Consider the following 25,017-nt stretch of genomic DNA (forward strand, 5'->3'; position numbering starts at 1 on the left):
TATTACATGCGCTGCCCCGCTGCCAAGAGGGCGGGCTCGACAGGTTGTATACAATCATGACTGAAATCAATAGTCTCGGCGCACAAAACGTCGTCAACCCGCAGGCGATCAAGGCGGCGCTGACCGGCGAGCTGCTGAACCTGACCCAGGCACAACCCGGGCTGCTCAAGCCTGGCGAGACCGCCCAGGCCGAGGTACTGACGCTGCGCCAGTCAGGTGGCGAGTTTCAACTGGTGCTCAAGCTGATCCAGGCCAACGGCAAGCAGGACCAGCTGCAGGTCACCACCAGCCAACCCATCCCCCAAGGCAGCCAGATCACCGTCAGCCAGCCAGAGAGCAACCGCCTCGCGGTAATGGTGCAACAGGCCAGCGCCAGCAACGTCACCCTCCTCACTCAACTCGATACCAGCAAGGTGCCTGTCGGCACCCTCCTGCAAGGCAAGGTCCTGACCAACCAGGCACTTGCCCTTGGCCCTGGTGCCGCCACCAGCTTTCGCGCGCTGGTGAGCTTGCTCAACAGCGCACAGGCAGGCGCCGTCCTGACCATCGACAGCCCGCGCCCGTTGCCGGTCGGCAGCCTGCTCAGCGCGCTGGTGCAAGGCGACCAGTCGCTACGCTTCGTGCCGCTCAGCGGCCGTCAGGAGCAATTGAACATCGCCCAGCAGCTGCTCACCCAACAGGGCCGCCAGGCCTCCTTGCCCGGCCTGCTCAACGCTTTGCAGCGCATAGCCAGCGACCCGAGCGGCAACGGCGAACTGCGCACCAGCGCCGAGCGCCTGCTGGCCAGCCTGCCGGACGCTCGCCAACTGGGCGATGGCAAAGCGTTTGCCCAGGCCTTGAGCAACAGCGGGGCATTCCTTGAAGCGAAACTGCTTGGCGGCCAGAGCACACACGTGGCAACCGACCTGAAGGCCCATCTGATCAGGCTGGTGGCCCAGGCCTCGGCGTACGCACCGGCAAGTCCTGCCGTCGCCTCCACCACCTTGGCCCAGGCTTTGCCAACCATGGCACGCGGCGCCCTGGGCATGCTCGAGCGGGCCAGCCCGAAGCAACAGCCAGGCGGGTTTCCGCTGCCCTCCCGGTTGCTGCAGGCCATGGAACACGAAGGCGACCTGCAGCAGCTGCTGCGCCTCGCCGCCGCGGCCATCTCGCGCCTGCAAAGCCACGCCCTGAGCAGCCTGCAACAATCCGGCAGCTTGGAAAACGGCAACCTGCAGACCACCTGGCAAACCGAGATACCCGTGCGCCATGGCCTGGATTTCATCCCGCTTCAGGTCAAGCTGCAGCGCGAGGAAACCGCGCAGCAACAAGCCGACCGGGAGCGTGAACAACAGGACCCACTGCAGGCGCTGTGGCGCATCGACCTGGCCTTCGACCTGGCACCGCTCGGCCCCCTGCAGGTGCAGGCGCAACTGAGTCAGGGCCGGCTGTCCGGCCAGTTGTGGGCTGAACGTGAACAAACCGCCCGGCTGATCGACAGCCAGCTCGGCGCGCTGCGTGAACGCCTTCTGGCCCGCGGATTGGACGTTGGCGAACTCGAATGTCATCCCGGCATCCCGCCTCAAGGGCCGCGCACACGTGTGGAACAACGCTGGGTGGACGAAACCGCATGAGCAGCAAGCAACCGCGTCAGGCCATCGCCCTGAGCTACGATGGCCAGCAAGCCCCCACCCTGAGTGCCAAAGGCGACGATGAACTGGCCGAGGCCATCCTGGCGCTGGCACGTGAACATGAAGTGCCGATCTACGAGAACGCTGAGCTGGTGCGCCTGCTGGCTCGCCTGGAGCTGGGCGAGCAGATTCCCGAAGCGCTGTACCTGACCATCGCCGAGATCATCGCCTTCGCCTGGCAATTGCGCGGCAAAGTCCCTGTTGGCTTCGACGACGAGCCAGCCCCAAGCCGTGATATCACCCCGCAAACATTGCGTCTGCCCTCGGGTTGATACGGTGAGGCGCGCGGGCGCATCGGTAAAGGCCGGTGAACAACCCCACAATTAATTAGCCCCACCCCCCTCTCTGCACAAGTCACTTTTGCCAGCCCTTCCCCACTGCGAAAGTGAATTCCATGAAGAACCGATACGTAAATGCCAAGGGTGTGCAATATGTGCGCGACAGCCTCGCCGGTTTTCCGCGCCCGGACCGCGCAGCAGCCGACGCCATACGCCAGTGGGCCAAAGAACGCGCCATAGACCTTGACCCTGACAGGGTCGATGCCGTCACGCTGCACTGCCAGTTCAACCCCAAGCTCGGCTGGGTTGCCGTCATTGCGCAGAAAATGACACTGACCCAAGCGGTGCTGTCGAACTGGCAAGGTGAATCGGCCAACAACTGGCTGGGCGCGGCAATCGGTGCGCCTTGGGCCGGACATCTACCCGATGGCCCGCTGACCATCGTCGACAGCCTGCGCGAACAAAGCCTGCTGGACAACCACTCACCGTATGGCGTCTACAACGGCCTGTTCAGGCATAGCGACAAGCAACAATACAGCGCCAGCACCCATGTACCACTGGACGCCGAGGCCTTTGAGTCCTTTATCTGGGAACTGGACTTGCACGGGCATTACAAGTCGATGCTCGACAGCTACTGGGATGCTCACTTCGACCACTACCGCATCGGTGCAAAAATCAACTTCATCGCCGCCTGCAACAAGCAAGTGGCCGAAGGCAGCCTCACTGACGCTGGCAGGCAACTGGCCTGGCAGGCATGTGGCCTGGAAGCTGCGGCCCCGGTACTGCGCAGCGACGGCACGGCCAGCAGCAAACCGAGGGTGCGGGCCAGGCTGCTGAATGTGTACGGTTATGCGGCCACCGACCTGCTGTGTATAAACGACGCCGTCAGCGACCTGGTTCTGCTCTACATTCCTGGCAACGCTTCGCCGCTGCATGAGTTCAGGGGCAAACAGGCCCTGCTGGACTGGTTCGCCGAACAATGCCGCGCACCCGACAAACGCGATGCACTTCAAGCCCACTTCGCGCTCGCTGACCGCGAAGACGGCTTGAGCTACAGCGGCCTTCACACTGCCCTGTGCGGCCTTGGCAGCTATCCAGAACCCTATCATCTGGACAGCAACCGCCCCGGTTTCACGGCAGAAGGCATCTGGCCACCAAAGGACTACATCAACTACAAGGCCAAGGACTACAGCCCACTGATCCAGGGCGACCTGTTCCTTACCTTGGCCAAACGCCAGAAGCAGCGCAGCTACCAGGATGCGAGTTTCATCATCACCAGCGACAGTGAGGTGACCAAGGCCAGGTGGCGCGGCTACCTGAACTCAGCGATCAATCTGCTGGCACCCCTGGCTTTGGTGGTCCCCGAGCTGGCCCCGCTGTTCGCCCTGGGCGGCGTCGCCCAGTTTGGCCTGGGCCTGGACCAGGCCATTGAAGGCAAGAATGCACAACAGAAAGCCGAAGGTGTCAGTACGTCGGTCTTCGGGTTGCTCAATGCCGCGCCGCTGATCACTGCCGGCTTGTCCGAAGCCCCCACGCTGCTACGCATCAAAAACGATGGTTTCGTGCTACCCAGCAGGGTCAACGGGAAACCTGGCTACCCACTGAGCCCCATCACGCCGCCCCACCTGCCGCTGGCCGAAGTGGCTGATTATTTCCATATCCCGGACCCTATTGCACCACTGGCTGACGCAAACACTGCCGTCGCCGGGGCAATCATCAGGACTCCTCGCTACGACGGTACGCCTGACCTGCTAGCCGCAATGATCGGGGGTTATCAGGCAGAAATGCTTTACGACATGCAAACAGATGCGTTTCGCCTGCAAAGCGATCTCAATGAAATCGAGCCGACCTATTACATCGCAACGCCGGGCTCGCTCAACCTGGTTGAAGTAGATGTGCGAACGCGTCCGGTCACCAATGCCATGCGCATGGCAACCCTGCGTGCATTGGGCGTGGACTTGGAGCTCCCCATCGATTTGCCCGCGCCACACGCCGCAGACCTGCGCCCGATCCCCAAGCAGATCCTCAACGTGTGGGTGGGCGACAAGGTCATTCCGGACTTGTTGATCGACAACGTCGCCAGCAACGCCCTGAAAGTGCAGGATACGCAGTACGCGCTGCGTCTCTATCTTTCCAGGGCCGAGCCTGCTGCCTTCCAGGAAAACCTGGCTCGCCTGACAGCGCATGCCCCGGGGGTCGAGGTACTGGCACTTGAAGACCAGCCGTTCTATGCAAGCTTGCGGGGCAGCGACAACTACACCCAGTATCAGGCGGCGATCGACGGGAACGGCGGCGTGGCCAGCAACTTTGCCTCCGCCGCAGACATCTTGCGCTTTGCCCTGCTAGAGCACGAGGGAGGCTTGTACATGGACATCGACGATGCATTGCTGGCACCGGGTGAGTACCCTTCGGTCATCGACGGTGTACCCAGGGGGCAGCCGGGTGAGCGGCTTGATGACGTGACACTCGCCACCACCGAAAGCGGCCTGCTGCTCTACCCCCCTGTGTCCAATGAAAAAATGGGCATGAACACCCTCTATAACAGCAGCCTGATAGGCAGCCATGCGGGTAATCCGACACTAAGGGCAATCCTCGAAGAGATGCATGCGCGCTACCTGGAGGAACCAGACTTCTACGACAGCAAGCCTACCCTGCAAACTGACCCGCACGGCTTCTATCAATATGCCCAGACCCTTTGCCGCCTCACCGGGCCGAGGCTGCTCACCGACATGGTCGATCGCCACCTGCCAGAGCTCGGCGTCATGCGCCAGATCATCAACCTGTACGCCTTCCCCCGAACCCACTCATGGCAGTTCGTGAACCTTACTGACTTGCGGGCGGTGCAAAGGCAGATGCTCCCGCTTGACCGGATTGCCAGGATCGGCGGATTCAATTCCTGGGTCAGGCCCTGAGCGGCATATTCATTGGGGTTTGTGTGAGCCGCAGACTGGCTTGAACGAGCCGGTACAGAAAAGGAAAAGGCGACCTGGGTCGCCTTTTCAACTACTCGCTGCTTCAACTACTCGCTGCGATGCAACTTGCTCATCAGCTCGGCCTCGGCTTGCGTCAATCCGCAGCTTTCGGTCAACTCCGACACACTCGCCCCCATCCCTACCAGTTTGGCCGCCTGGCTGAAGGTGACATTGCTCGGGTCGCGTTGCTCCAGACGCTCCAACCGGTCTGGCAAGGTGGCCACCACCGCGCGCAACTCATGGATGGCTTCACCCATGCGCACGGTACCGTTCTGGTAGTCATCCAGGCGCTTGGCCAGGTCCTTGATGCGCTGGTCACGCACCGCATCGCCCAGGGCCTGCTGGGCAGCGAGTTCGCGCTGGCGCTTGCTGTAGTTGAGGAAGAACCACAGGCTCAGCGCCCACAACAGCGCCAGGAAGATGACAGCAACCTCGAAAATCAACTCAGATGTTCTCCAGCTCGGACCACTCTTCCTCGGTCATCATCTTGTCCAGCTCGACCAGGATCAACAGTTCTCCATTCTTGTTGCATACACCTTGGATGAACTTGGCCGACTCTTCGTTACCCACGTTCGGCGCAGTCTCGATCTCCGACTGACGCAGGTAGACCACCTCGGCGACGCTATCGACCAGGATGCCGACCACTTGCTTGTCAGCCTCGATGATGACGATACGGGTGTTGTCGGTCACCTCGGTAGGCATCAGGCCGAAGCGCTGACGGGTATCGATCACTGTCACCACATTGCCACGCAGGTTGATGATACCCAGCACGTAGCTCGGCGCACCCGGTACCGGGGCGATCTCGGTGTAGCGCAGGACTTCCTGCACCTGCATGACATTGATGCCGTAGGACTCGTTGTCCAGACGGAAGGTTACCCATTGCAGAATCGGATCTTCCGAACCTTGTGCAGACGACTTTTTCATTCCCCTAGCCCTCAAATTCCGCCGATGGCGGTGTGTTCGCAGTTATTTGTGTTTGGCATGCAACTGCTTGACCGCGCCACTGGCGATCAGCTCGGCCAGTTCGGCGACGTCCAGCAGCGCACACATGTGTTCGATCACCGTGCCGGCCAGCCACGGTCGCTGGCCACGCTGGCTGCGCCATTTGATCTCGGACGGGTCCAGGCGCAGCGAACGGCTGACCTGATGCACCGCCAGCCCCCATTCGTAGCCCTGAACGGAAATGACGTAGTGCAGGCCCTGGCGGAAATCGTCCCGGTAGCGATCCGGCATGACCCAGCGCGCCGTGTCCAGCACCTTCAGGTTGCCCGCCTGACAGGTGAGGATGCCAAGGAACCAGTCCGGCTGGCCGAACAGCGGCGTCAGCTCCTGGCCCTCCAGGCTGTAGATAGAGCCCAGGCACACCAGCGGCACCGCCAGCGTCAGCCCGGCGACGTCGAACAGCAGGCACTCGAAGGGCTCGGCCGCCCAGGCCGGGCGACCATCGACCGTTGCCGGTGGCACGGGCGCACTCGGCGCGGGCAGGTTGACTTCAACCAGCGGCGCGACGGGCTCGGGCGATTGAACCTGGGTCAGTACAGGAATGGCGGCTTCGGCCACCACCTTGGTCTCGACCACCGCCACGACCGGCGCTTCGACCGGCAAGACGGTCGCAAGCACCCCGGCCTGCGGTTCGGCAAAAGGCCTTGCCGGGATGCTGACTGCAGGGCTTTGGATCTGCGGCTGCGCATCTCGGGCCTGTTCTTCGCGCACGGCAGCGGCAAATTCGTCGCTCGCAGCCGGCAGGTCAAGAATGCCTTCAGCCTCGGTGGCTTCCTGCAGCAGACCATCCAGATAGGATTGCAGGGCCAGTTGCGGCCGGGTACCGGTCTTCACCGTCATGAAGCCACCTGTACTGCAGTCTTGTAGGTGAGCAGGTGCTTGAGCAATGCCCGGTAAGCGATCACGCCGCGGCTCTTGCCATCGAACTGTGACGGCGTGACGCCGTTGCGGCTGGCATCGCGCAAGCGCGTATCGACCGGAATGTAGCCCTGCCATACCTGATGCTCATAGGCATCACGTAGCACTTTCAGCGTACCCAGCGAGGCCTGGGTACGGCGGTCGAACAGGGTCGGCACGATCTGGTACGGCAAGGCCTGCTTGCGCGAACGGTTGATCATGGCCAGCGTGCCGATCATGCGCTCCAGGCCCTTGACCGCGAGGAACTCGGTCTGCACCGGAATCACCAGTTGCTGGCTGGCGGCCAGTGCATTGACCATCAGCACCCCGAGCAGCGGCGGGCTGTCGATCAGGGCGAAGTCGAAGTCCTGCCACAGCTGCGCCAGACTCTTGGCGATCACCAGGCCCAGGCCACTCTGCCCCGGCGACTGACGCTCCAGCACCGCCAATGCGGTACTCGAGGGCAGCAGCGAGATACGCTGGTCGCTGGTGGGCAGCAGCAGTTGCCCGGGCAAGCCATCCGGCACCTGGCCCTTGTGCAGGAACAGGTCGTAACAGCTGTGTTCCAGAGCATCGGGGTTGTGCCCGAAATAGCTGGTCATCGAACCATGCGGGTCGAGGTCGACGACGACCACGCGCTTGCCCGCCTCGGCCAGCAAACCGGCCAGGGCGATAGTGGTGGTGGTCTTGCCGACCCCGCCTTTCTGATTGGCTACTGCCCAGACTCTCATAGGACAACTCTTGATTCATGGAGGCCGCTGACCCCTGTGCGATCCGGTTTTCCGGACCGCAAAGGGTTTACGGTGACAGAGAATTGACGAGTCACTGCCCCGCCATCGCTGCTGGGGTTGCCGGTGCACTTTGTGTGCCAGCGCGGCGCAAGGCAGCGTCCGGTGTGGCGTTGGCACTGCCGGAGCCGGTCAGGCTGCGGCGTACTTCAAGGTTGCGGGAGATCACCAGCACCACACGGCGGTTTCGCGCCCGGCCCTCAGCAGTGTCATTGCCGGCCACAGGCTGATATTCGCCATACCCCACCGAGGCCATGCGCGCCGGGTTGACGCCTTCCATCGCCAGCAGGCGGACGATGCTCGCCGCCCGCGCCGAAGACAGCTCCCAGTTGGTCGGGTATTGCGCGGTACGGATCGGCAGATTGTCGGTAAAGCCTTCGACATGCACCGGGTTGGCGAACGGCTTGAGGATATTCGCCACCTTCTCGATGATGTCGAAAGCCTTGTCGCTGGGCATGGCATCGCCACTGCCGAACAGCAGCGAGGAATTCAGCTCGATCTCCACCCACAGCTCGTTTCCGCGGATGGTCATCTGGTCGGACTTGATCAGGTCACCGAAGGCATCGCGTACGTCGTCACTGATGGCTTTGAGTGGGTCGACGCTGCTCTGCGCAAGGCCTGCGTCGGTCTGCTCGCTGTCCTTGATCAACGGCTCGGCCGGCTTGATGCTGAGCGGTTGCTCATCGCCGATAGGGATTGGCTTCATGCTCCGCTCAGGGTCGTTGAACACCCCGAGCAGTGCTTGCGAAATGACCTTGTACTTGCCCTCGTTGATCGAGGAAATCGAGTACATGACCACGAAAAAAGCGAACAGCAAGGTAATGAAGTCGGCGTACGACACCAGCCAGCGCTCGTGATTTTCGTGTTCTTCGGTATGGCGACGGCGACGCATGGGTTACTCCATGAAGCCTTGCAGCTTCAACTCGATCGAACGCGGGTTCTCACCCTCGGCAATCGACAACAGGCCTTCGAGCAGCATTTCGCGGTAGCGCGACTGACGCATGACAATGGCCTTGAGCTTGCTGGCGACCGGCAGCAGGATCAGGTTGGCACTGGCCACGCCATAGATGGTGGCAACGAACGCCACAGCGATGCCGTTGCCCAACTGCGACGGGTCGGCCAGGTTGCCCATCACGTGGATCAGGCCCATCACCGCACCGATGATACCGATGGTCGGCGCATAGCCACCCATGCTTTCGAACACCTTGGCAGCCTGGATATCGCGGCCTTCCTGGGTGAGAAAATCGACTTCGAGGATACTGCGAATGGCCTCGGGCTCTGCGCCGTCGACCAGCAACTGCAAGCCCTTGCGGGCATACGGGTCGGGCTCGCCATCGGCCACACCCTCCAGGCCCAGCAGGCCTTCCTTGCGTGCGGTCAGGCTCCAGTTCACCACCCGGTCGATACCGCCAGCCAGGTCAACCCGTGGCGGGAAGATGATCCAGCGCAAGATCTGCAAGGCACGCTTGAACGATGACAACGGTGACTGCAAAAGCGCCGCCGCCAGGGTACCGCCCAGCACGATCAGGGCTGCCGGGCCATTGAGCAGCGCCCCGACATGGCCCCCTTCGAGAAAGTTGCCACCGACGATGGCGACGAAGGCCAGGATCAGACCGATCAGGCTAAGGACATCCATCAGACACACGCCTCGACCAAGTGCTTGCCGATCTCATCCAGGCTGTACACCGCATCGGCCAGGTTGGCCTTGACGATGGCCATGGGCATGCCATAGATCACGCAACTGGCTTCATCCTGGGCCCACACGGTGCTGCCGCCCTGCTTGAGCAGGCGCGCGCCCTCACGGCCGTCGGCGCCCATGCCGGTAAGCACCACCGACAGCACCTTGTCACCGTACGACTTGGCTGCCGAACCGAAGGTGATGTCCACGCAGGGCTTGTAGTTCAGGCGCTCGTCACCGGGCAGGATCTTCACCGTGCCCCGGCCATCGATCATCATCTGCTTGCCACCGGGGGCCAACAGGGCCAGGCCTGGGCGCAGCAAGTCGCCGTCCTCGGCTTCCTTGACGCTGATCTTGCACAGCTTGTCCAGGCGCTCGGCAAAAGCCTTGGTGAACGCCGCCGGCATGTGCTGGATGAGCACGATCGGCGCCGGGAACCCGGCAGGCAGTTGCGTCAGTACCCGCTGCAGGGCGACCGGGCCGCCGGTCGACGTACCGATAGCCACCAGTTTGTAGGGCTTGCGCTTGGGCGCTGGCGAATGGGTTGACGCCGGTGCCGCCGCCGCACGGGCAGGCGCCACGCTGCGCGTTGGCGCCGGGCTGGTCAGGCTGCTGGTGGCGGTGTGCGCAACGCTGGCAGGTGCCGGCGCAGCCGCCGCAGCGGGGCTTGCGTAACCACCGAAACGACGGTTGCTGCGCGAAAGGGTGTGAACCTTCTCGCACAGCATCTGCTTGACCTTCTCCGGGTTGCGGGAGATGTCCTCGAAGTTCTTCGGCAGGTAATCCACCGCACCGGCATCCAGCGCGTCGAGGGTCACCCGGGCGCCTTCGTGGGTCAGCGAGGAGAACATCAACACCGGCGTCGGGCAGCGCTGCATGATGTGCCGCACTGCGGTGATGCCATCCATCATGGGCATTTCGTAGTCCATGGTGATGACATCGGGCTTGAGCGCCAGCGCCTGGTCGATCGCTTCCCTGCCGTTGGTCGCGGTACCGACGACCTGGATCGTCGGGTCCGCCGAGAGGATTTCCGAGACGCGGCGGCGGAAGAAACCCGAATCATCCACCACCAGGACCTTGACTGCCATAAACACTCCATTAGGTGGCGCAGCCGGCAAGGGCGCGCCACCGAAATCAAATACGCCGCGCCGCGTAACGCTTGAGCATGCTCGGTACGTCGAGAATCAGCGCAATGCGACCGTCGCCGGTGATGGTGGCGCCGGACATGCCCGGGGTGCCCTGCAGCATCTTGCCCAGCGGCTTGATCACCACTTCTTCCTGGCCCACCAGTTGGTCGACCACGAAGCCGATGCGCTGGGTGCCCACAGACAGAATCACCACGTGGCCCTCGCGCTGCTCCTCATGCACCTGGCCCTGAACCAGCCAGCGCTTGAGGTAGAACAGCGGCAGCGCCTTGTCGCGTACGATCACCACCTCCTGGCCGTCGACCACGTTAGTGCGCGACAGGTCCAGGTGGAAAATCTCGTTGACGTTGACCAGCGGGAAGGCGAACGCCTGGTTGCCCAGCATCACCATCAGGGTCGGCATGATCGCCAACGTCAGCGGCACCTTGATGACGATCTTCGAACCCTGGCCTTTGGCCGAGAAGATATTGATCGAGCCGTTGAGCTGGGAAATCTTGGTCTTGACCACGTCCATACCGACACCACGGCCGGACACATCGGAGATTTCCGTCTTGGTCGAGAAGCCCGGAGCGAAGATCAGGTTGTAGCAGTCCGACTCGCTCAGACGGTCGGCGGCATCCTTGTCCATCAAGCCCTTTTCCACGGCCTTGGCGCGCAGAATGTTAGGGTCCATGCCTTTGCCGTCGTCGGAAATCGACAGCAGGATGTGGTCGCCTTCCTGCTCGGCCGACAGCACCACGCGGCCGGTCCGCGCCTTGCCCGAGGCTTCACGTTCTTCAGGCATCTCGACACCGTGGTCAACCGCATTGCGCACCAAGTGCACCAGCGGGTCGGCCAATGCCTCGACCAGGTTCTTGTCCAGGTCGGTCTCTTCACCGACCAGTTCCAGGTTGATCTCTTTCTTCAACTGGCGGGCCAGGTCGCGGACCAGGCGCGGGAAGCGGCCGAAGACTTTCTTGATCGGCTGCATGCGGGTCTTCATCACCGCAGTCTGCAAGTCGGCCGTGACCACATCGAGGTTCGACACGGCCTTGGACATGGCCTCGTCACCGCTGTTCAGGCCCAGGCGCACCAGGCGGTTACGCACCAGCACCAGCTCGCCGACCATGTTCATGATCTCGTCCAGGCGCGCAGTGTCGACGCGCACGGTGGTTTCCGCTTCGCTGACTGCGTGCTTCTCGGCAGCCGGTGCGGGCACGCGGGCCGGCGCGGCAGGCTTGGCCACAGCAGCAGGTGCCGGTGCCGGCTTGGCCACAGGCTGGGTTTGCGGCTTGGCGGCGACAGGGGTGGCAACGGCGGCGGGCGCTTCAGCGGTCACGGCATCGCCGGTGAACTTGCCTTTGCCATGCAACTGATCGAGCAATGCCTCGAACTCGTGCTCGCTGATTTCATCGCCGCTACCGGCAGCTGGCACTTCACCGGCCACCGGAGCAACGGCAGCAGGCAGCGCGTCCGCCTGGAACGTGCCCTTGCCGTGCAGCTGATCCAGCAGCGACTCGAACTCTTCGTCGGTGATTTCGTCGCTGGCTGGCGCGCTGGCTGCAGCGGCCACGGGCTCAGTGGCAACGACTTCGGCCGAGAACTGGCCCTTGCCGTGCAACTGGTCAAGCAACGACTCGAATTCGTCGTCGGTGATCTCGTCACCGGAGCCGGCCAACGTTTCGCCCTGCAGCTGCTGTTCGGCAGCCGCTGCTTGGGCTTTGACCGCATCGAGCGAATCGAGCAACTGCTCGAATTCGGTGTCGGTGATGTCTGCCTCGGCGGCAGGCTCGGCCGGCGCAGGTGCAGCCTCGGCCACCGGCGCAGCAGCTTCGGCGCTACCCGGCTCGGCCAGGCGGGCCAAGGCCGCCAGCAACTCGGGCGTGGCCGGGGTCACTTCACTGCGCTCGCGCACCTGGCCGAACATGCTGTTGACCGTATCCAGCGCTTCGAGCACCACGTCCATCAGTTCCGCGTCGACCCGGCGCTCACCTTTGCGCAGGATGTCGAACACGTTCTCGGCGATATGGCAGCACTCCACCAGCTCATTGAGCTGGAGGAAGCCGGCGCCCCCTTTTACAGTGTGGAAACCGCGAAAGATCGCATTGAGCAGGTCGGCATCATCGGGCCGGCTTTCCAGCTCGACCAGTTGCTCGGACAGTTGCTCAAGAATTTCGCCGGCTTCTACCAGGAAATCCTGAAGGATTTCTTCATCGGCGCCGAAGCTCATTAAACGTGCTCCTTAAAAACCCAGGCTGGACAGCAGATCATCGACATCGTCCTGACCGGACACAACGTCTTCACGCTTATCGGCATGAATCTGCGGACCTTCACCCCGAGCCGGATATTTTTCTTCATCTTTTTCAGCGCGCAGCTGTTGGTGGTCATGTTCGATACCGGCAAAACGGTCGACCTGACTGGCCATCAGCACGAGCTTGAGCAGATTGCTTTCGACTTCGGTCACCAGCGCGGTCACCCGCTTGATCACCTGGCCGGTCAGGTCCTGATAGTCCTGAGCCAGCAGAATGTCATTGAGGTGGCCAGATACCTTGCGGTTACCTTCAGCGCTGTGCGTCAGGAAACTGTCGACACGCTTGACCAACTCGCGGAATTCCGGCGCAGCGACTTCGCGGCGCATGAAGCGCTGCCAGTCGACACTCAGGTTCTGCGCCTCAGCGGCCAGGTCGTTGAGCACGGGCGTGCTCTCCTCCACCAGGTCCATGGTGCGGTTGGCGGCGCCTTCGGTAAGCTTGACCACATAGGACAAACGTTCGGTGGCGTCGGTGATCTGCGAGACTTCCTCGGCCTGCGGCATGCGCGGGTCGATCTGGAAGCTGACGATCGCACTGTGCAGCTCGCGGGTGAGCTTGCCGACTTCCTGATACAAGCCGCGGTCGCGGGTCTGGTTGAGCTGATGAATCAGCTGCACCGCCTCGCCGAACCGGCCCCGTTCCAGGCTTTCGACCAGTTCCTGGGCATGCTTCTTCAGGGTTGACTCAAACTCCCCCAAAGACGTTTGTGTTGATTCCATGGCGCCCCCTGACTTTGTTCAGCCGTTGACGCGTTCGAAGATCTTCTCGATCTTTTCTTTGAGCACCTGGGCGGTGAACGGCTTGACTACATACCCATTCACGCCGGCCTGAGCCGCTTCGATGATCTGGTCGCGCTTGGCTTCGGCCGTCACCATCAGTACCGGCATGGCCTTCAGGCGGTCGTGGGCACGTACCTTGCGCAGCAGGTCGATGCCGGACATGCCAGGCATGTTCCAGTCGGTCACCAGGAAGTCGTAATGGCCGCTTTCGAGCATCGGCAATGCCGTGGTGCCGTCGTCGGCTTCGTCGGTATTGGTGAAGCCCAGATCACGCAACAGGTTCTTGATGATCCGCCGCATCGTCGAAAAGTCGTCAACGATGAGGATTTTCATGTCTTTGTTCAATTAGACCTCCAAGCAGTCTCAAACGCGCTCGGCCCCGAGCGCGCATTCAATCAATTCGGTACAACGTGAAAACGACTGCAACGACCCCGAGCTCAACGCGCCCGCCATTCCCCAAGACGGCTGCGCAGTCGCGCGGCGCACTGGCTGTGCAACTGGCTGACACGCGATTCGCTGACCCCCAGTACCTCACCGATTTCCTTGAGGTTCAGCTCTTCGTCGTAGTACAGCGCCAGCACCAGCCGCTCGCGCTCCGGCAAGTTGGCGATGGCATCGGTCAGTGCGGCCTGGAAGCGCTCGTCTTCCAGGTCGCGCGACGGCTCGACCTGGCCACTGGCGCCCTCCTCGTGCAACCCTTCGTGCTCGCCGTCCTGCAACAGGTCGTCGAAGCTGAACAGGCGGCTACCCAGGGTATCGTTCAAAATCCCGTAGTAATCATCGAGACTCAACTTGAGTTCGGCCGCAACTTCATGATCTTTAGCGTCACGGCCGGTTCTTGCTTCCACAGCGCGCATCGCATCGCTGACCATGCGCGTGTTGCGGTGCACCGAGCGCGGTGCCCAGTCACCTTTGCGTACCTCGTCGAGCATGGCGCCGCGGATGCGGATGCCGGCATAGGTTTCAAAGCTGGCGCCCTTGCTGGCGTCGTATTTGTTGGCCACCTCAAGCAAGCCGATCATGCCGGCCTGGATCAGGTCTTCCACCTGCACGTTGGCAGGCAAGCGCGCCAGCAGGTGGTAGGCAATGCGCTTGACCAGCGGCGCGTAGCGTTCAACCAGATCGTACTGGGCGTCCTTGGACGCCTTGCTGTACATCTTGAACCCGCTCGCACTCATAGGACCGGCCCTGCGCTGGTGGGCTGCACCAGGCGCTCGACGAAGAACTCCAGATGCCCGCGCGGATTGGCCGGCAACGGCCAGCTGTCGACCTTCTGTGCAATGGCCTTGAAGGCCAGCGCACACTTGGAACGGGGGAAGGCTTCGTAGACTGCCCGCTGCTTCTGCACCGCCTTGCGCACACACTCGTCGTACGGCACGGCGCCGACGTATTGCAGGGCAACGTCGAGGAAGCGGTCGGTGACCTTGGTCAACTTGGCGAACAGGTTGCGCCCTTCCTGCGGGCTCTGCGCCATGTTGGCCAGCACGCGGAAACGGTTCATCCCATAATCGCGATTGAGCAGCTTGATCAGCGCGTAGGCATCGGTGATCGAGGTGGGTTCATCGCACACCACCAGCAGCACTTCCTGGGCTGCACGGACGAAGCTGACTACTGAGTCACCAATCCCCGCAGCGGTGTCGATCACCAACACGTCGAGGTTGTCGCCGATCTCGCTGAAGGCCTGGATCAGCCCGGCATGCTGGGCCGGGGCCAGGTGCACCATGCTCTGCGTGCCAGAGGCCGCCGGCACGATGCGCACGCCGCCCGGCCCTTGCAGCAGCACGTCGCGCAGCTCACAGCGCCCTTCAATGACATCGGCCAGGGTGTGTTTGGGGGTCAGGCCCAGCAATACGTCGACGTTGGCAAGGCCCAGGTCGGCGTCCAGCAGCATGACCCGGCGGCCGAGCTCGGCCAGCGCCAGGGACAGGTTCACTGAAACGTTAGTCTTGCCGACGCCACCTTTGCCACCGGTTACGGCGATCACCTGTACGGGATGCATGCTACCCATGTTCGTTGTTCACCTTGTCTCGCTTGGACCCAAGCCACACGTGGGGCATGACTGCGGCCCCCTTGGTGTAGGTATTTTGCATACGCTTGATCATCAACCCGCTCTCCTTGGGTTGTGATAGAGATCAGCGAACATGTCGGCCATGGCCTCTTCGCTGGGCTCGTCCTGCAACTGCACATTGACCGCGCGGGTAACCAGTTGGTGCGCCCGCGGCAAGTGCAGGTCGTCAGGAATGCGCGGGCCATCGGTAAGATAGGCAACGGGCAGTTCATGACTGATGGCCAGGCTCAGCACATCGCCGAGGCTCGCCGTTTCATCGAGTTTGGTCAGGATGCAGCCGGCCAGCCCACAGCGTTTGTAGCTGTGATAGGCAGCCGTCAGCACCTGCTTCTGGCTGGTGGTGGCCAGCACCAGGTAATTCTTCGAGGCGATGCCGCGGCTGGCGAGGCTTTCCAGCTGCATGCGCAGGGCCGGGTCGCTGGCCTGCAGGCCGGCGGTATCGATCAGCACCACGCGCTTGCGCAGCAGCGGCTCCAACGCCTGGGCCAGCGACTGGCCGGGGTCTACATAGGTCACCGGCACGTTGAGGATGCGCCCCAGGGTCTTGAGCTGCTCCTGGGCACCAATGCGGAAACTGTCCATGCTGACCAGGGCCAGGTTCTGCGGGCCGTACTTGAGCACATAGCGCGCCGCCAGCTTGGCCAGGGTGGTGGTCTTGCCCATGCCGGCGGGGCCGACCATGGCGATCACACCACCCTCTTCGATCGGCTCGATCTCAGGCACTTCGATCATGCGTGCCAAGTGCGCCAGCAGCATGCGCCAAGCCTGGCGCGGCTCCTCGATTTCGGCGGTGAGGTCAAGCAACTCGCGGGCGATCGGCCCCGACAGGCCGATGCGCTGCAGCCGGCGCCAGAGGTTGGCCTGCGCCGGCTTGCTGCCTTGCAGCTGGCTCCAGGCCAGCGAGCCAAGCTGCACTTCCAGCAGCTCGCGCAGGCCCGACAGCTCAGAGCGCATGGCATCGAACAGGCGCGGATCGACCGGTGCCGGCGCAGCAGGTGCTGCAGGGGCCGGTACATCCACATGCGGTTCGATCAACGGCTGCGAGGCGGTCAGCGACTGGCCGGCGAACAATTGGCGGCTGCCTTCGGTGGCATCACTGCGGTTGTCCAGCTCGGCCTGGGCAGTAGCGATGCGCGTCTGGGTCTTGCGCAGCTCGTGCTCGAGCTCGGCATTGGGCACGCGCGGGGCCAACGCGGACAGTTTGTAGTCCAGCGCGGCCGTCAGTTCGACACCGCCAGCGATGCGCCGGTTACCGATGATGGCGGCGTCGGAGCCCAGCTCATCACGGACCAGCTTCATGGCCTGGCGCATATCGGCGGCGAAAAAACGCTTAACTTGCATAACCCACTACCTCAGCCGTTGGGGCCCACGGTGGCAACGATGGTGACTTGCTTGTTATCCGGTATTTCCTGATACGCCAGAACATGCAAATTCGGTACAGCCAGGCGGCCGAAGCGCGACAGCATGGCTCGGATCGGGCCGGCAACCAGAAGGATGGCCGGCTGGCCCTGCATCTCCTGACGCTGGGCCGCTTCGATCAACGAACGCTGCAGCTTTTCGGCCATGCTCGGCTCCAGAAGAACACCGTCTTCCTGACCTTGCCCGGCCCTTTGCAGACTATTGAGCAAAATCTGTTCCAACCTTGGCTCAAGAGTGATCACAGGCAGCTCGGACTCAACGCCGACAATGCTTTGCACGATGGCGCGACACAATCCGACGCGCACTGCCGCCACCAGCGCGGCGGTATCTTGACTCTTGCCGGCATTATTGGCGATGGCCTCGGCAATGCTGCGGATGTCACGCACCGGCACCTGCTCGGCGAGCAGTGCCTGCAGGACCTTGAGCAGCCCCGACAAGGAAATGACACCAGGCACCAGCTCTTCGGCAAGTTTAGGCGAAGCCTTGGCCAGCACCTGCAGCAGTTGCTGCACTTCCTCGTGGCCGATCAGTTCATGGCAATGCTTCTGCAGGATCTGGTTGAGGTGCGTGGCAACCACGGTACTGGCGTCGACCACGGTGTAGCCCAGCGACTGCGCCTGGGCGCGCTGGCCAATATCGATCCAGACCGCTTCCAGGCCGAAGGCCGGATCACGGGCGGCGATACCGTTGAGGGTGCCGAATACCTGCCCCGGGTTGATGGCAAGCTCGCGGTCCGGGTAGATCTCGGCCTCGGCCAGAATCACGCCCATCAGCGTCAGGCGGTAGGCGCTGGGCTGCAGGTCGAGGTTGTCGCGGATGTGCACGGTGGGCATGAGGAAGCCCAGGTCCTGGGAGAGCTTTTTGCGCACCCCCTTGATCCGGGCCAGCAACTGCCCACCCTGGTTGCGATCGACCAGCGGGATCAGGCGGTAGCCGACCTCCAGGCCGATCATGTCGATCGGCGTCACGTCATCCCAGCCAAGCTCCTTGGTTTCCATCGCCCGTTGCGGCGACGGCAACAGGTCCTGCTGGCGTTGCACCTCTTGCTGCGCGGCGAGCTTGGCCTTCTGCTGCTTCTTCCACACCAGATAGGCACCACCGCCGGCCAACAGCCCAAGGCTGATGAAAGCGAAGTGCGGCATGCCCGGCACCAGGCCCATGACGATCATCAAGCCTGCCGACACCGCCAGCGCTTTTGGCGAATCGAACATCTGCCGGTTGATCAGCTTGCCCATGTCCTCGGAGCCGGAGGCACGGGTCACCATGATCGCGGCAGCGGTGGACAGCAGCAGTGATGGCAATTGCGCCACCAAACCGTCACCGATGGTCAGCAGCGCGTAGACCTTGCCGGCCTCGCTAAAGGACATGTTGTACTGGAGCATGCCAATGAGCATGCCGCCGATGAGGTTGATGAACAGGATCAACAGGCCGGCGATGGCGTCGCCGCGCACGAATTTGCTGGCACCGTCCATCGAACCGTAGAACTCGGCCTCCTGGGCGACCTCAGCGCGCCGCGCCTTGGCCTGGGCCTGATCGATGAGGCCGGCATTGAGGTCGGCGTCGATCGCCATCTGCTTGCCGGGCATGGCGTCGAGGGTGAAACGCGCGCTCACTTCAGAGATGCGCCCGGCACCCTTGGTGACCACCACGAAGTTGATGATCATGAGGATGGCGAACACCACCGCACCGACCACATAGTTGCCGCCGATCACCACATCACCGAAAGCCTGGATCACTTGGCCTGCGGCACCATGGCCCTCCTGACCATGGAGCATCACCACGCGCGTGGAGGCGACGTTCAACGCCAGTCGCAGCAGCGTCGCGACCAACAAAATGGTGGGGAAGGCGGCAAAATCAAGTGGCCGCAAGGCATACACGCAGACCAGCAGGACCACGATCGACAGCGCGATGTTGAAGGTGAAGAACACGTCGAGCAGGAACGGCGGTATCGGCAACATCATCATTGCCAACATCACCAGCAGCAACAGCGGCACACCCAGGTTGCCCCGGCCCAGGCCGGCCAGGTTGTGGCGTGCGTTGTTGATTAACTGACTGCGATCCACCGAGAGCCCTCTTCAAGCAAAACTTTGACGCCCAAGGGGCGCTTGGGCGTGGCTTTGCAAGAAGCTTTCCAACTTTGACCGATCCCACGTGAAACGTGAACCGGGCGGGCCCCATCGCGTTGACTGGTGGCTCATCAGCGGGCAATCAACAAGAGAAACAAGACCTCCTACCCACTCGCTTCAATGGCAGCGACCCAAAGCTTCACCTCTCGGAAAACCACAGAGAGGCTGATCCGCTGCAAAAACTCACACTGATTTGAACATGCCAAAGCGCGTGGTTTCTATGCGCATGCAGGGGGCAAATGACAGCTATAAGGCACTGAACATCAGTCAATGACTCGATTGGTAGCCCTAGTGAGTCTGTGATACCTTCGCCAGCGTTTTTGACTGCATCGCTTGACCCGGAGAACATGGTGGCAAACTCTCTCGATAGCTTTATCGTTCCTGACAAACATCGCCATAAAACCGCGATGGATTATGTAGTCGAGTCGCTACGGGAAGGCATACTTTCTGGCGCAATAGCCGAAGGCACGGCTTTGCGCCAAGAAGAGCTCGCCTCAAAATTCGGTTTGAGTCGAATGCCGGTAAGGGACGCCATAAGGCAATTGGAGGCCGAAGGGCTTGTTACCTATGAAGTCCATAAAGGCGCATCTGTAGCGATCATGACGATTGAAGATATTGTCGAGATCTATGACATGCGGATCATGGCAGAATGCACAGCCCTGGATTTTGGTTTTTCCAATATTGTAGCGAATGATCTGGCGCAGATGCATGACCTCGTGTCTACAATGGAGCAGGCAACAGATCCGCACCAGCTTAGCGAACTAAATGAAAGGTTTCATCACCTTCTTTATTCAAAAGCCAAACGCCCCAGGCTACTTGCATTGATTAAGTCCCTTCATGACTCGGTGGATCGCCATCTTCGTTTTTTGTTGACAAATCTCGACTACCACAAGAAATCGCAACAGGATCACAAACGAATTGTGAAAGCGTGCGCTCAGGGTGATCGCGAAGCCGCCAAGCAATATTTGGCCGAGCACCTTGCCGAGGGACGAGATTCAATCGTTACGTTTCTGGAGACACGGCGTCGACAGGACGCGCCTTAAAACGGTCCTTCGATGCTGACGAGAGCGCATATTCCACCAGCGCTCCTACTAGCTTCTCAGGGGGATAGCCGGAGCACTCAAACATTTTCGGGTACATACTGGAACCTGTAAATCCGGGTAACGTATTGACCTCATTGAGAATAATTGCACCATCCTCTGTCAAGAAAAAATCCACCCTGGCGTATCCCTTCAGTTCAAGGCATCTGAATGCTTGAACGGATAAATCCTGAATGCGTTCGACAATGTCCGGTGCCAATAAGCTTGGCACACGAATATCTGCTCCGCTTTTAGAATCATATTTCGCCTGATAATCGTAATATGCCTGCCCTTCCTTTTTAAGTATTTCACCCACCACCGAGGCGATCAAGCCTTCCTCAAGTTCGAGCACACCACACTCTATCTCTCTTCCACAGATTTCAGCCTCCACAAGCACCTTTGCGTCTTGACATGCTGCAATAGCAAATGCCTCAGCATACTCCAAGGCATTGGATACCTTAGATACACCAATCGATGACCCCGAATTAGCGGGCTTCACGAAGAGCGTGCTGCTACCCAGGCACTCGACCAGTTCTTCCCAGGGGCGCATGAAATTCATGGCCCTCCATGGCCCCACAACTAGCCCAGAAGACTGGAGCATTCTCTTCGTAACATCCTTATCCATGGACATTGCTGAACCCAGCACCCCGGAGCCCACACAAGGCAAACCGCACATCGCTGCCAATCCTTGAATCGTCCCATCCTCCCCCCACCGACCATGCAGTGCCGGAAAGAGCAGATCGATCGCAATCTCCACCGTGTCGCTCCCTTGAGTTGTGTACGAGAGCGAGGGATGACCTGGACGTATTGAAATCAAAGGCGCCGACCGATCAACCTCGCCTGGAAACTGGCACGGCTCCCCCTGATATCTCCAGCTCCCCTCACGATCTATCCCCACACAGTGCACACGGTGACCGAGGGCCATTAGCGCCTCGTGAATCATAGAGGCGGAGCGGAGCGCCACTGAGTGCTCTGAGCTCCTCCCCCCAAAAACCAATGCGATCACATTTTGTTTCATTTCGATAGACCTCGGCCTGGAAATTTTGGCTACTGTATCCAATATCCAACAAATATAACAACGGCTATTGCCGATATCCAGGAAAGGAAGACCATGGCTTTAGAAATCACCAACGGGGGGAGCCTGGGCGAGCGTTCTTGCGAGTCCCTAAACGCCGCGCCGGATCTCCAGATCAGAGCGATCGCGATCTCAGCACCAGAATGCATCAGCGGCTCCAAATCAGGCAGGGCCTTGAACAGCACCGACCCTGTCAGCCTATTTAACGCATGCCGCTGCGCGGCAAGCCTTGCGCAAGAAAGGAAAGGCGCTTGGGCAAACAGCAATTGGGGGCGACCTGACAAAAAGCTGAGAGAACACTTTTTGCTCATGTACTCACTGGATGACATGCATCGTCTCGAAAATTTAATACAAGTATCTCTTCCCAATATTCTGTTCATTGGTGCCATGACGCTCTGCATGCCTGGTGCAGTGAAATGTGCAAAACTCGCAAGAAAGATGCTCGGCGATAGAGCACTCATCATACTGGGTGGGCGACATATAAATGAAACGATCTACCTTTCTGACGAAAGAAGAAGATCACCTTCCGTTGTCAAACACCATCGAGCCTCGCCGGGGCGCCTTATTAGAGAGCTTGAGATCCCCCCACTTTTCGACGTCATAATTTCCGGCGAAGCGGAAAAGTTGATTGCAGAGATCGGAGAGCTTTTTAGTCGCTCCAATCATAACCCTACGACGTTCATTGCAGAAAATCTGGATACGAAAACCGAAGGGCGATGGATCGCTGACTTCCCGCGTATCGATAAAACACTTGTAAGTGATGGCAACCCCCTGCAGCACGACGAACTGCCCTCGGTAGTCGGTACGTTTGGGGTTACCGCTTCGTTTGATGTTTTCCAAGGACGCATGACCTCACATATTTTTAGCGATACTGGTCCTGGGTGCATCTATGACTGCACTTTCTGCAGTGAGCGCCGGAGCATTGTTGGAAACATTCAAGAAATTCAAGGCGCCCCACGACGACTGTATAACCAACTCAAAGAGACAATTAGCGCAGTAAAGCAAGATCATCCCAACAAGGGAGCAAGTGCATTCGTCGAAGATTCGATACTCCTTAGCGGCAGCCCAGTCGCAATTACTCAATTATGTCAATTGCTTGAGAAAGACCCGCTAGAAATCATTTTTGGTGGCCAATTCACGATTGATCAGATTCTTAGAAAAAAGGACTTAATTCAACGGCTAGCCAAATGTGGTCTGAGGTATGTCTTCATCGGGCTCGAAACGCTTGAACCACAAGAAATTGGAGGTATGAGCAAAGACGTTGACGGCAAAAAACGAACGTGGAAAGACCGATTCATACAAGCTCTGGACTTTATGGCAGCAAACCACATCGATTGCGGGTGCGCATTACTGTTTGGCTTGGGTGAAGCGCATACCAGCCGCCGAAGTTTACTGAATGGTCTCATAGCGCTTAAGCGGGAGACCGGACAGCCTGTTGCCCTAAGCGCAAACTGGGCAGTCCAGCACCCCCTGCGGAGTTGCCGCGAAAGCGAAAATGAAAATTACTTACGCTGGGGCACTCCCGAAGGTGAACTGCTTGAATATTTCCACAGATTCGGTGAAGCCTCCCACGAGTACCCTTTACCCGATGTCTCTCCACCTCAGACTAGCGAAGTTAAAGAAATAATCCATCTCCTCAATGAGTTCGAGGCAATCGATGTCTGAGATGACGCTTAGCAAACTGGCACAGGTTGGCCTATTCCCTGTAGGAGAAATCCAATCAACACAAACGCCAGCTATGGAGTGCACCAGCTATTTAGTTGACAGCTTTGATCAGCTGCCACCTATCAATGAGGAAAGCCTGGCAGATACAGACAACGATCTTTTCAATGGCCTGTACTATGGCGGCGTTGATACTCCAACGACCCGCCAACTCTCTCAGCGGGTGGCCAGCATTGAAAAGGGCAAATTCGCAGTCTTAACACCCTCCGGGCAATCCGCCTTCAACCTACTGCTATCAACATTTGTAAAACCAGGTGATCACGTACTTGCTGGAGACACCACCGTTTACTCCACACAGTGGCTGCTGACTTACTTTGAAAAGATAGGCGTAAAAATTGAATACTTCACACCCAACGACGCCGCCACTCTAAAAAACAAATTAACCCTAAAGACAAAATTAATCATTTTTGAAAACCCCGGCGCATTCATGTATGAGGTCATGGATATTCGAGCAATTGTCAAATCACGACACGACCATCCAGCGTTAATTGTCGCCGACAACACATGGGCAGCATCAGTATTTCACCACCCCTTATCACTCGGCGCGGATATCAGCTTGATATCAATGAGCAAATACCACGGGGCGATAGAGGGCATATCTCTCGGAGCACTAACAACTAAGCGAAAAGATTTGTATTTAAACTTGAAAATCACATCCGCACTAATGGGCAACCATGTGAGCTCACAAGCCTGCTCAGCAGCAATTCGATCAATTAGCACACTGGGCGCTCGCCTATCGTTCCAAATGAGCACAACTCGCAAGGTGCTTCGAAGCCTCCAGCCAATGCCCCTTTTAAAACAAGTGATACATCCAATTCTCCAGAACACTGAGCTCCACCTACAAAACTCCATGATCACTGGATTCAACAGCCTACTCACCGCTGAGTTTTCATGCTCTCGTGACGAACTGATATCTCGCCTAAACCGCCTAAACGTAATAAAGATAGGCTACGGATGGGGCGGTGCAATAAGCATCATTAATATTATTGATACTCAAAACATGCCATCAGCAAAACGACTAGGTATTAACAGTGAATGCGCAAGGATATACCTCGGCCTTGAAGATCCAGATGAGTTAATTCGCGACCTTTCTAACGCATTCACCCACTAGTCATTCCAACCGCAGCATCGCCTGCAAGGATAAGTCATGCACAAAATAACAACATATGAAAACTTCGCATTCAGCGAAGATGAGCTTAAAAACAACATTTTCAGCTTCATGAATGCCTCCCCCTCAGATTCCGTTCACATTATGGCCGGCCACTTCATGCTATTTTATGACAAGCAGAGTGATCGACTAGCGCCCGGCGTTTTCGAAGACATACAAGACCCCCTATTGAAATCACAAGTCAAACAACGGGTGGGCATATTTCCCACCTACTCTTGGAAATTAGCAATAGAGCTCGCAGAACACCATATAGTGAGCAACAACAAAAACGCGAAACTGCTCCTTTTAATTAACGACTGGCAATACGTCCCAAGCGGCGATTCGGCTTGCGACTACAGGACCGAATTTTACAATAGCTTCAAGGAACTTCCAAGAAGCTACCTTGCGCATCTTAACTCTTCCTCAATCGTCACCACCCAAAATATTACATGCAGCCGCAGACACGCACTTTGCTTCCCTGAGACCTGGTTGAAGAACCGTTTTCAAAATGAGGCTTCACGACTGGTAAAGCAAGGAAAACTCGCGAAACGATATATTCCAGAGCAACCAGACATGTCCGAAATCTCATTCACTGACGCTTCTGGTACCTCTTTACCGCTGGTCAGTTGCGGGATGACTGGCTGCGCAGGTGAAATAACTGAGATGATTTCCGAAGCCTACAGAGCAGGCGCTCGACTTTTGATTCTTCTCGCCCCAAATGAATGCCACGCCCCCATAAGAAAAGGCGTCGAAATCGCCCTTTCACTTTACGACTTCGAACCGTTAAGCGTATTGGTGGCAGACCTGGGAGGTAGTGGGGAGCTTACGACCGATTATATATATAGCAAAGGCATCCACATCGCCACCTATAGAACTTGAGA

The 25,017-nt window shown here is 59.4% G+C and carries 22 protein-coding genes; 7 read left to right on the forward strand and 15 right to left on the reverse strand.

Features of this window, described 5'->3' with window-relative positions:
* The first annotated feature begins 56 nt into the window (after nt 1–56).
* The 3 genes from EGJ09_RS21375 to EGJ09_RS21385 all read left to right on the forward strand — a co-directional run bounded on the left by EGJ09_RS21375 (nt 57) and on the right by EGJ09_RS21385 (nt 4,860).
* Complete coding sequence (locus EGJ09_RS21375) at nt 57–1,613, forward strand: flagellar hook-length control protein FliK (protein ID WP_125924724.1); 1,557 nt, start codon at nt 57–59, stop codon at nt 1,611–1,613.
* Nucleotides 1,610–1,942 (forward strand): EscU/YscU/HrcU family type III secretion system export apparatus switch protein, encoded by a 333-nt coding sequence (locus EGJ09_RS21380; protein WP_046785336.1) that lies wholly within the window; start codon nt 1,610–1,612, stop codon nt 1,940–1,942. The genes EGJ09_RS21375 and EGJ09_RS21380 overlap by 4 nt, the downstream gene beginning before the upstream one ends.
* Nucleotides 1,943–2,064: 122 nt before the next feature.
* Complete coding sequence (locus EGJ09_RS21385) at nt 2,065–4,860, forward strand: dermonecrotic toxin domain-containing protein (RefSeq protein ID WP_125924725.1); 2,796 nt, start codon at nt 2,065–2,067, stop codon at nt 4,858–4,860.
* 107 nt (nt 4,861–4,967) lie between these two features.
* Here the strand turns inward: EGJ09_RS21385 and EGJ09_RS21390 are convergent, their stop codons facing one another.
* From EGJ09_RS21390 to flhA, 14 genes are all read right to left on the reverse strand, one after another.
* Nucleotides 4,968–5,363: a DUF2802 domain-containing protein gene (locus tag EGJ09_RS21390; protein ID WP_119687533.1), complete on the reverse strand. Its 396-nt coding sequence runs from the start codon at nt 5,361–5,363 to the stop codon at nt 4,968–4,970.
* A 1-nt stretch (nt 5,364) separates the two neighbouring features.
* The gene (locus EGJ09_RS21395; protein ID WP_003254393.1) at nt 5,365–5,844 is read right to left on the reverse strand and encodes a chemotaxis protein CheW; all 480 of its coding nucleotides are present in this window, start codon (nt 5,842–5,844) and stop codon (nt 5,365–5,367) included.
* A gap of 42 nt (nt 5,845–5,886) precedes the next feature.
* Nucleotides 5,887–6,762, reverse strand: coding sequence for a CheW domain-containing protein (locus EGJ09_RS21400; protein ID WP_125924726.1), 876 nt, complete (start codon nt 6,760–6,762; stop codon nt 5,887–5,889).
* Nucleotides 6,759–7,550, reverse strand: coding sequence for a ParA family protein (locus EGJ09_RS21405; protein ID WP_046785340.1), 792 nt, complete (start codon nt 7,548–7,550; stop codon nt 6,759–6,761). Before EGJ09_RS21405 ends, EGJ09_RS21400 begins: the two co-directional genes overlap by 4 nt.
* A gap of 91 nt (nt 7,551–7,641) precedes the next feature.
* Nucleotides 7,642–8,499, reverse strand: a complete 858-nt coding sequence (gene motD, locus EGJ09_RS21410; protein ID WP_046785341.1) for a flagellar motor protein MotD — start codon at nt 8,497–8,499, stop codon at nt 7,642–7,644.
* A 3-nt stretch (nt 8,500–8,502) separates the two neighbouring features.
* Nucleotides 8,503–9,243 carry a flagellar motor protein gene (locus EGJ09_RS21415; RefSeq protein WP_012315493.1) on the reverse strand — a complete coding sequence of 247 codons (741 nt, stop codon included), beginning with the start codon at nt 9,241–9,243 and terminating at the stop codon, nt 8,503–8,505.
* The gene (locus EGJ09_RS21420) at nt 9,243–10,373 is read right to left on the reverse strand and encodes a chemotaxis response regulator protein-glutamate methylesterase (RefSeq protein ID WP_125924727.1); all 1,131 of its coding nucleotides are present in this window, start codon (nt 10,371–10,373) and stop codon (nt 9,243–9,245) included. The genes EGJ09_RS21415 and EGJ09_RS21420 overlap by 1 nt, the downstream gene beginning before the upstream one ends.
* Before the next feature lie 46 nt (nt 10,374–10,419).
* Nucleotides 10,420–12,639, reverse strand: coding sequence for a chemotaxis protein CheA (locus tag EGJ09_RS21425; RefSeq protein WP_125924728.1), 2,220 nt, complete (start codon nt 12,637–12,639; stop codon nt 10,420–10,422).
* Between the two features lie 12 nt (nt 12,640–12,651).
* On the reverse strand, nt 12,652–13,440 hold the full coding sequence (locus EGJ09_RS21430) for a protein phosphatase CheZ (protein ID WP_039601990.1): 789 nt from the start codon (nt 13,438–13,440) through the stop codon (nt 12,652–12,654).
* 18 nt (nt 13,441–13,458) lie between these two features.
* Nucleotides 13,459–13,833 (reverse strand): chemotaxis response regulator CheY, encoded by a 375-nt coding sequence (locus EGJ09_RS21435; RefSeq protein WP_115274187.1) that lies wholly within the window; start codon nt 13,831–13,833, stop codon nt 13,459–13,461.
* Nucleotides 13,834–13,937: 104 nt separating this feature from the next.
* Nucleotides 13,938–14,678 carry an RNA polymerase sigma factor FliA gene (gene fliA, locus EGJ09_RS21440; RefSeq protein WP_012315498.1) on the reverse strand — a complete coding sequence of 247 codons (741 nt, stop codon included), beginning with the start codon at nt 14,676–14,678 and terminating at the stop codon, nt 13,938–13,940.
* On the reverse strand, nt 14,675–15,508 hold the full coding sequence (fleN, locus tag EGJ09_RS21445; RefSeq protein WP_011534890.1) for a flagellar synthesis regulator FleN: 834 nt from the start codon (nt 15,506–15,508) through the stop codon (nt 14,675–14,677). Before fleN ends, fliA begins: the two co-directional genes overlap by 4 nt.
* Before the next feature lie 93 nt (nt 15,509–15,601).
* On the reverse strand, nt 15,602–16,909 hold the full coding sequence (gene flhF / locus EGJ09_RS21450) for a flagellar biosynthesis protein FlhF (RefSeq protein WP_046785345.1): 1,308 nt from the start codon (nt 16,907–16,909) through the stop codon (nt 15,602–15,604).
* 11 nt (nt 16,910–16,920) lie between these two features.
* A complete protein-coding gene (gene flhA, locus EGJ09_RS21455; RefSeq protein ID WP_046785346.1) occupies nt 16,921–19,050 on the reverse strand; it encodes a flagellar biosynthesis protein FlhA in 2,130 nt (709 codons plus the stop codon).
* Nucleotides 19,051–19,460: 410 nt separating this feature from the next.
* Between flhA and EGJ09_RS21460 the strand changes: the two genes are divergently transcribed.
* The gene (locus EGJ09_RS21460; RefSeq protein ID WP_042111626.1) at nt 19,461–20,156 is read left to right on the forward strand and encodes a GntR family transcriptional regulator; all 696 of its coding nucleotides are present in this window, start codon (nt 19,461–19,463) and stop codon (nt 20,154–20,156) included.
* Here EGJ09_RS21460 and EGJ09_RS21465 read toward each other — a convergent pair.
* Entirely contained in the window at nt 20,116–21,210 is a 1,095-nt protein-coding gene (locus tag EGJ09_RS21465; protein WP_125924729.1) for a D-alanine--D-alanine ligase family protein, read from the reverse strand. The genes EGJ09_RS21460 and EGJ09_RS21465 overlap by 41 nt on opposite strands.
* Before the next feature lie 93 nt (nt 21,211–21,303).
* Between EGJ09_RS21465 and EGJ09_RS21470 the strand changes: the two genes are divergently transcribed.
* Genes EGJ09_RS21470 through EGJ09_RS21480 form a run of 3 tightly spaced genes read left to right on the forward strand, consistent with a single transcriptional unit; the run spans nt 21,304 to nt 25,015 of the window.
* Nucleotides 21,304–22,932, forward strand: coding sequence for a B12-binding domain/radical SAM domain-containing protein (locus tag EGJ09_RS21470; protein ID WP_125924730.1), 1,629 nt, complete (start codon nt 21,304–21,306; stop codon nt 22,930–22,932).
* Between the two features lies 1 nt (nt 22,933).
* The gene (locus EGJ09_RS21475; RefSeq protein WP_125924753.1) at nt 22,934–24,100 is read left to right on the forward strand and encodes a PLP-dependent transferase; all 1,167 of its coding nucleotides are present in this window, start codon (nt 22,934–22,936) and stop codon (nt 24,098–24,100) included.
* 36 nt (nt 24,101–24,136) lie between these two features.
* Nucleotides 24,137–25,015 (forward strand): LPD16 domain-containing protein, encoded by an 879-nt coding sequence (locus EGJ09_RS21480; protein WP_125924731.1) that lies wholly within the window; start codon nt 24,137–24,139, stop codon nt 25,013–25,015.
* Nucleotides 25,016–25,017: the final 2 nt, after the last annotated feature.

It is taken from the genome of Pseudomonas sp. p106, assembly GCF_003936645.1.
Taxonomy (GTDB): domain Bacteria; phylum Pseudomonadota; class Gammaproteobacteria; order Pseudomonadales; family Pseudomonadaceae; genus Aquipseudomonas; species Aquipseudomonas putida_E.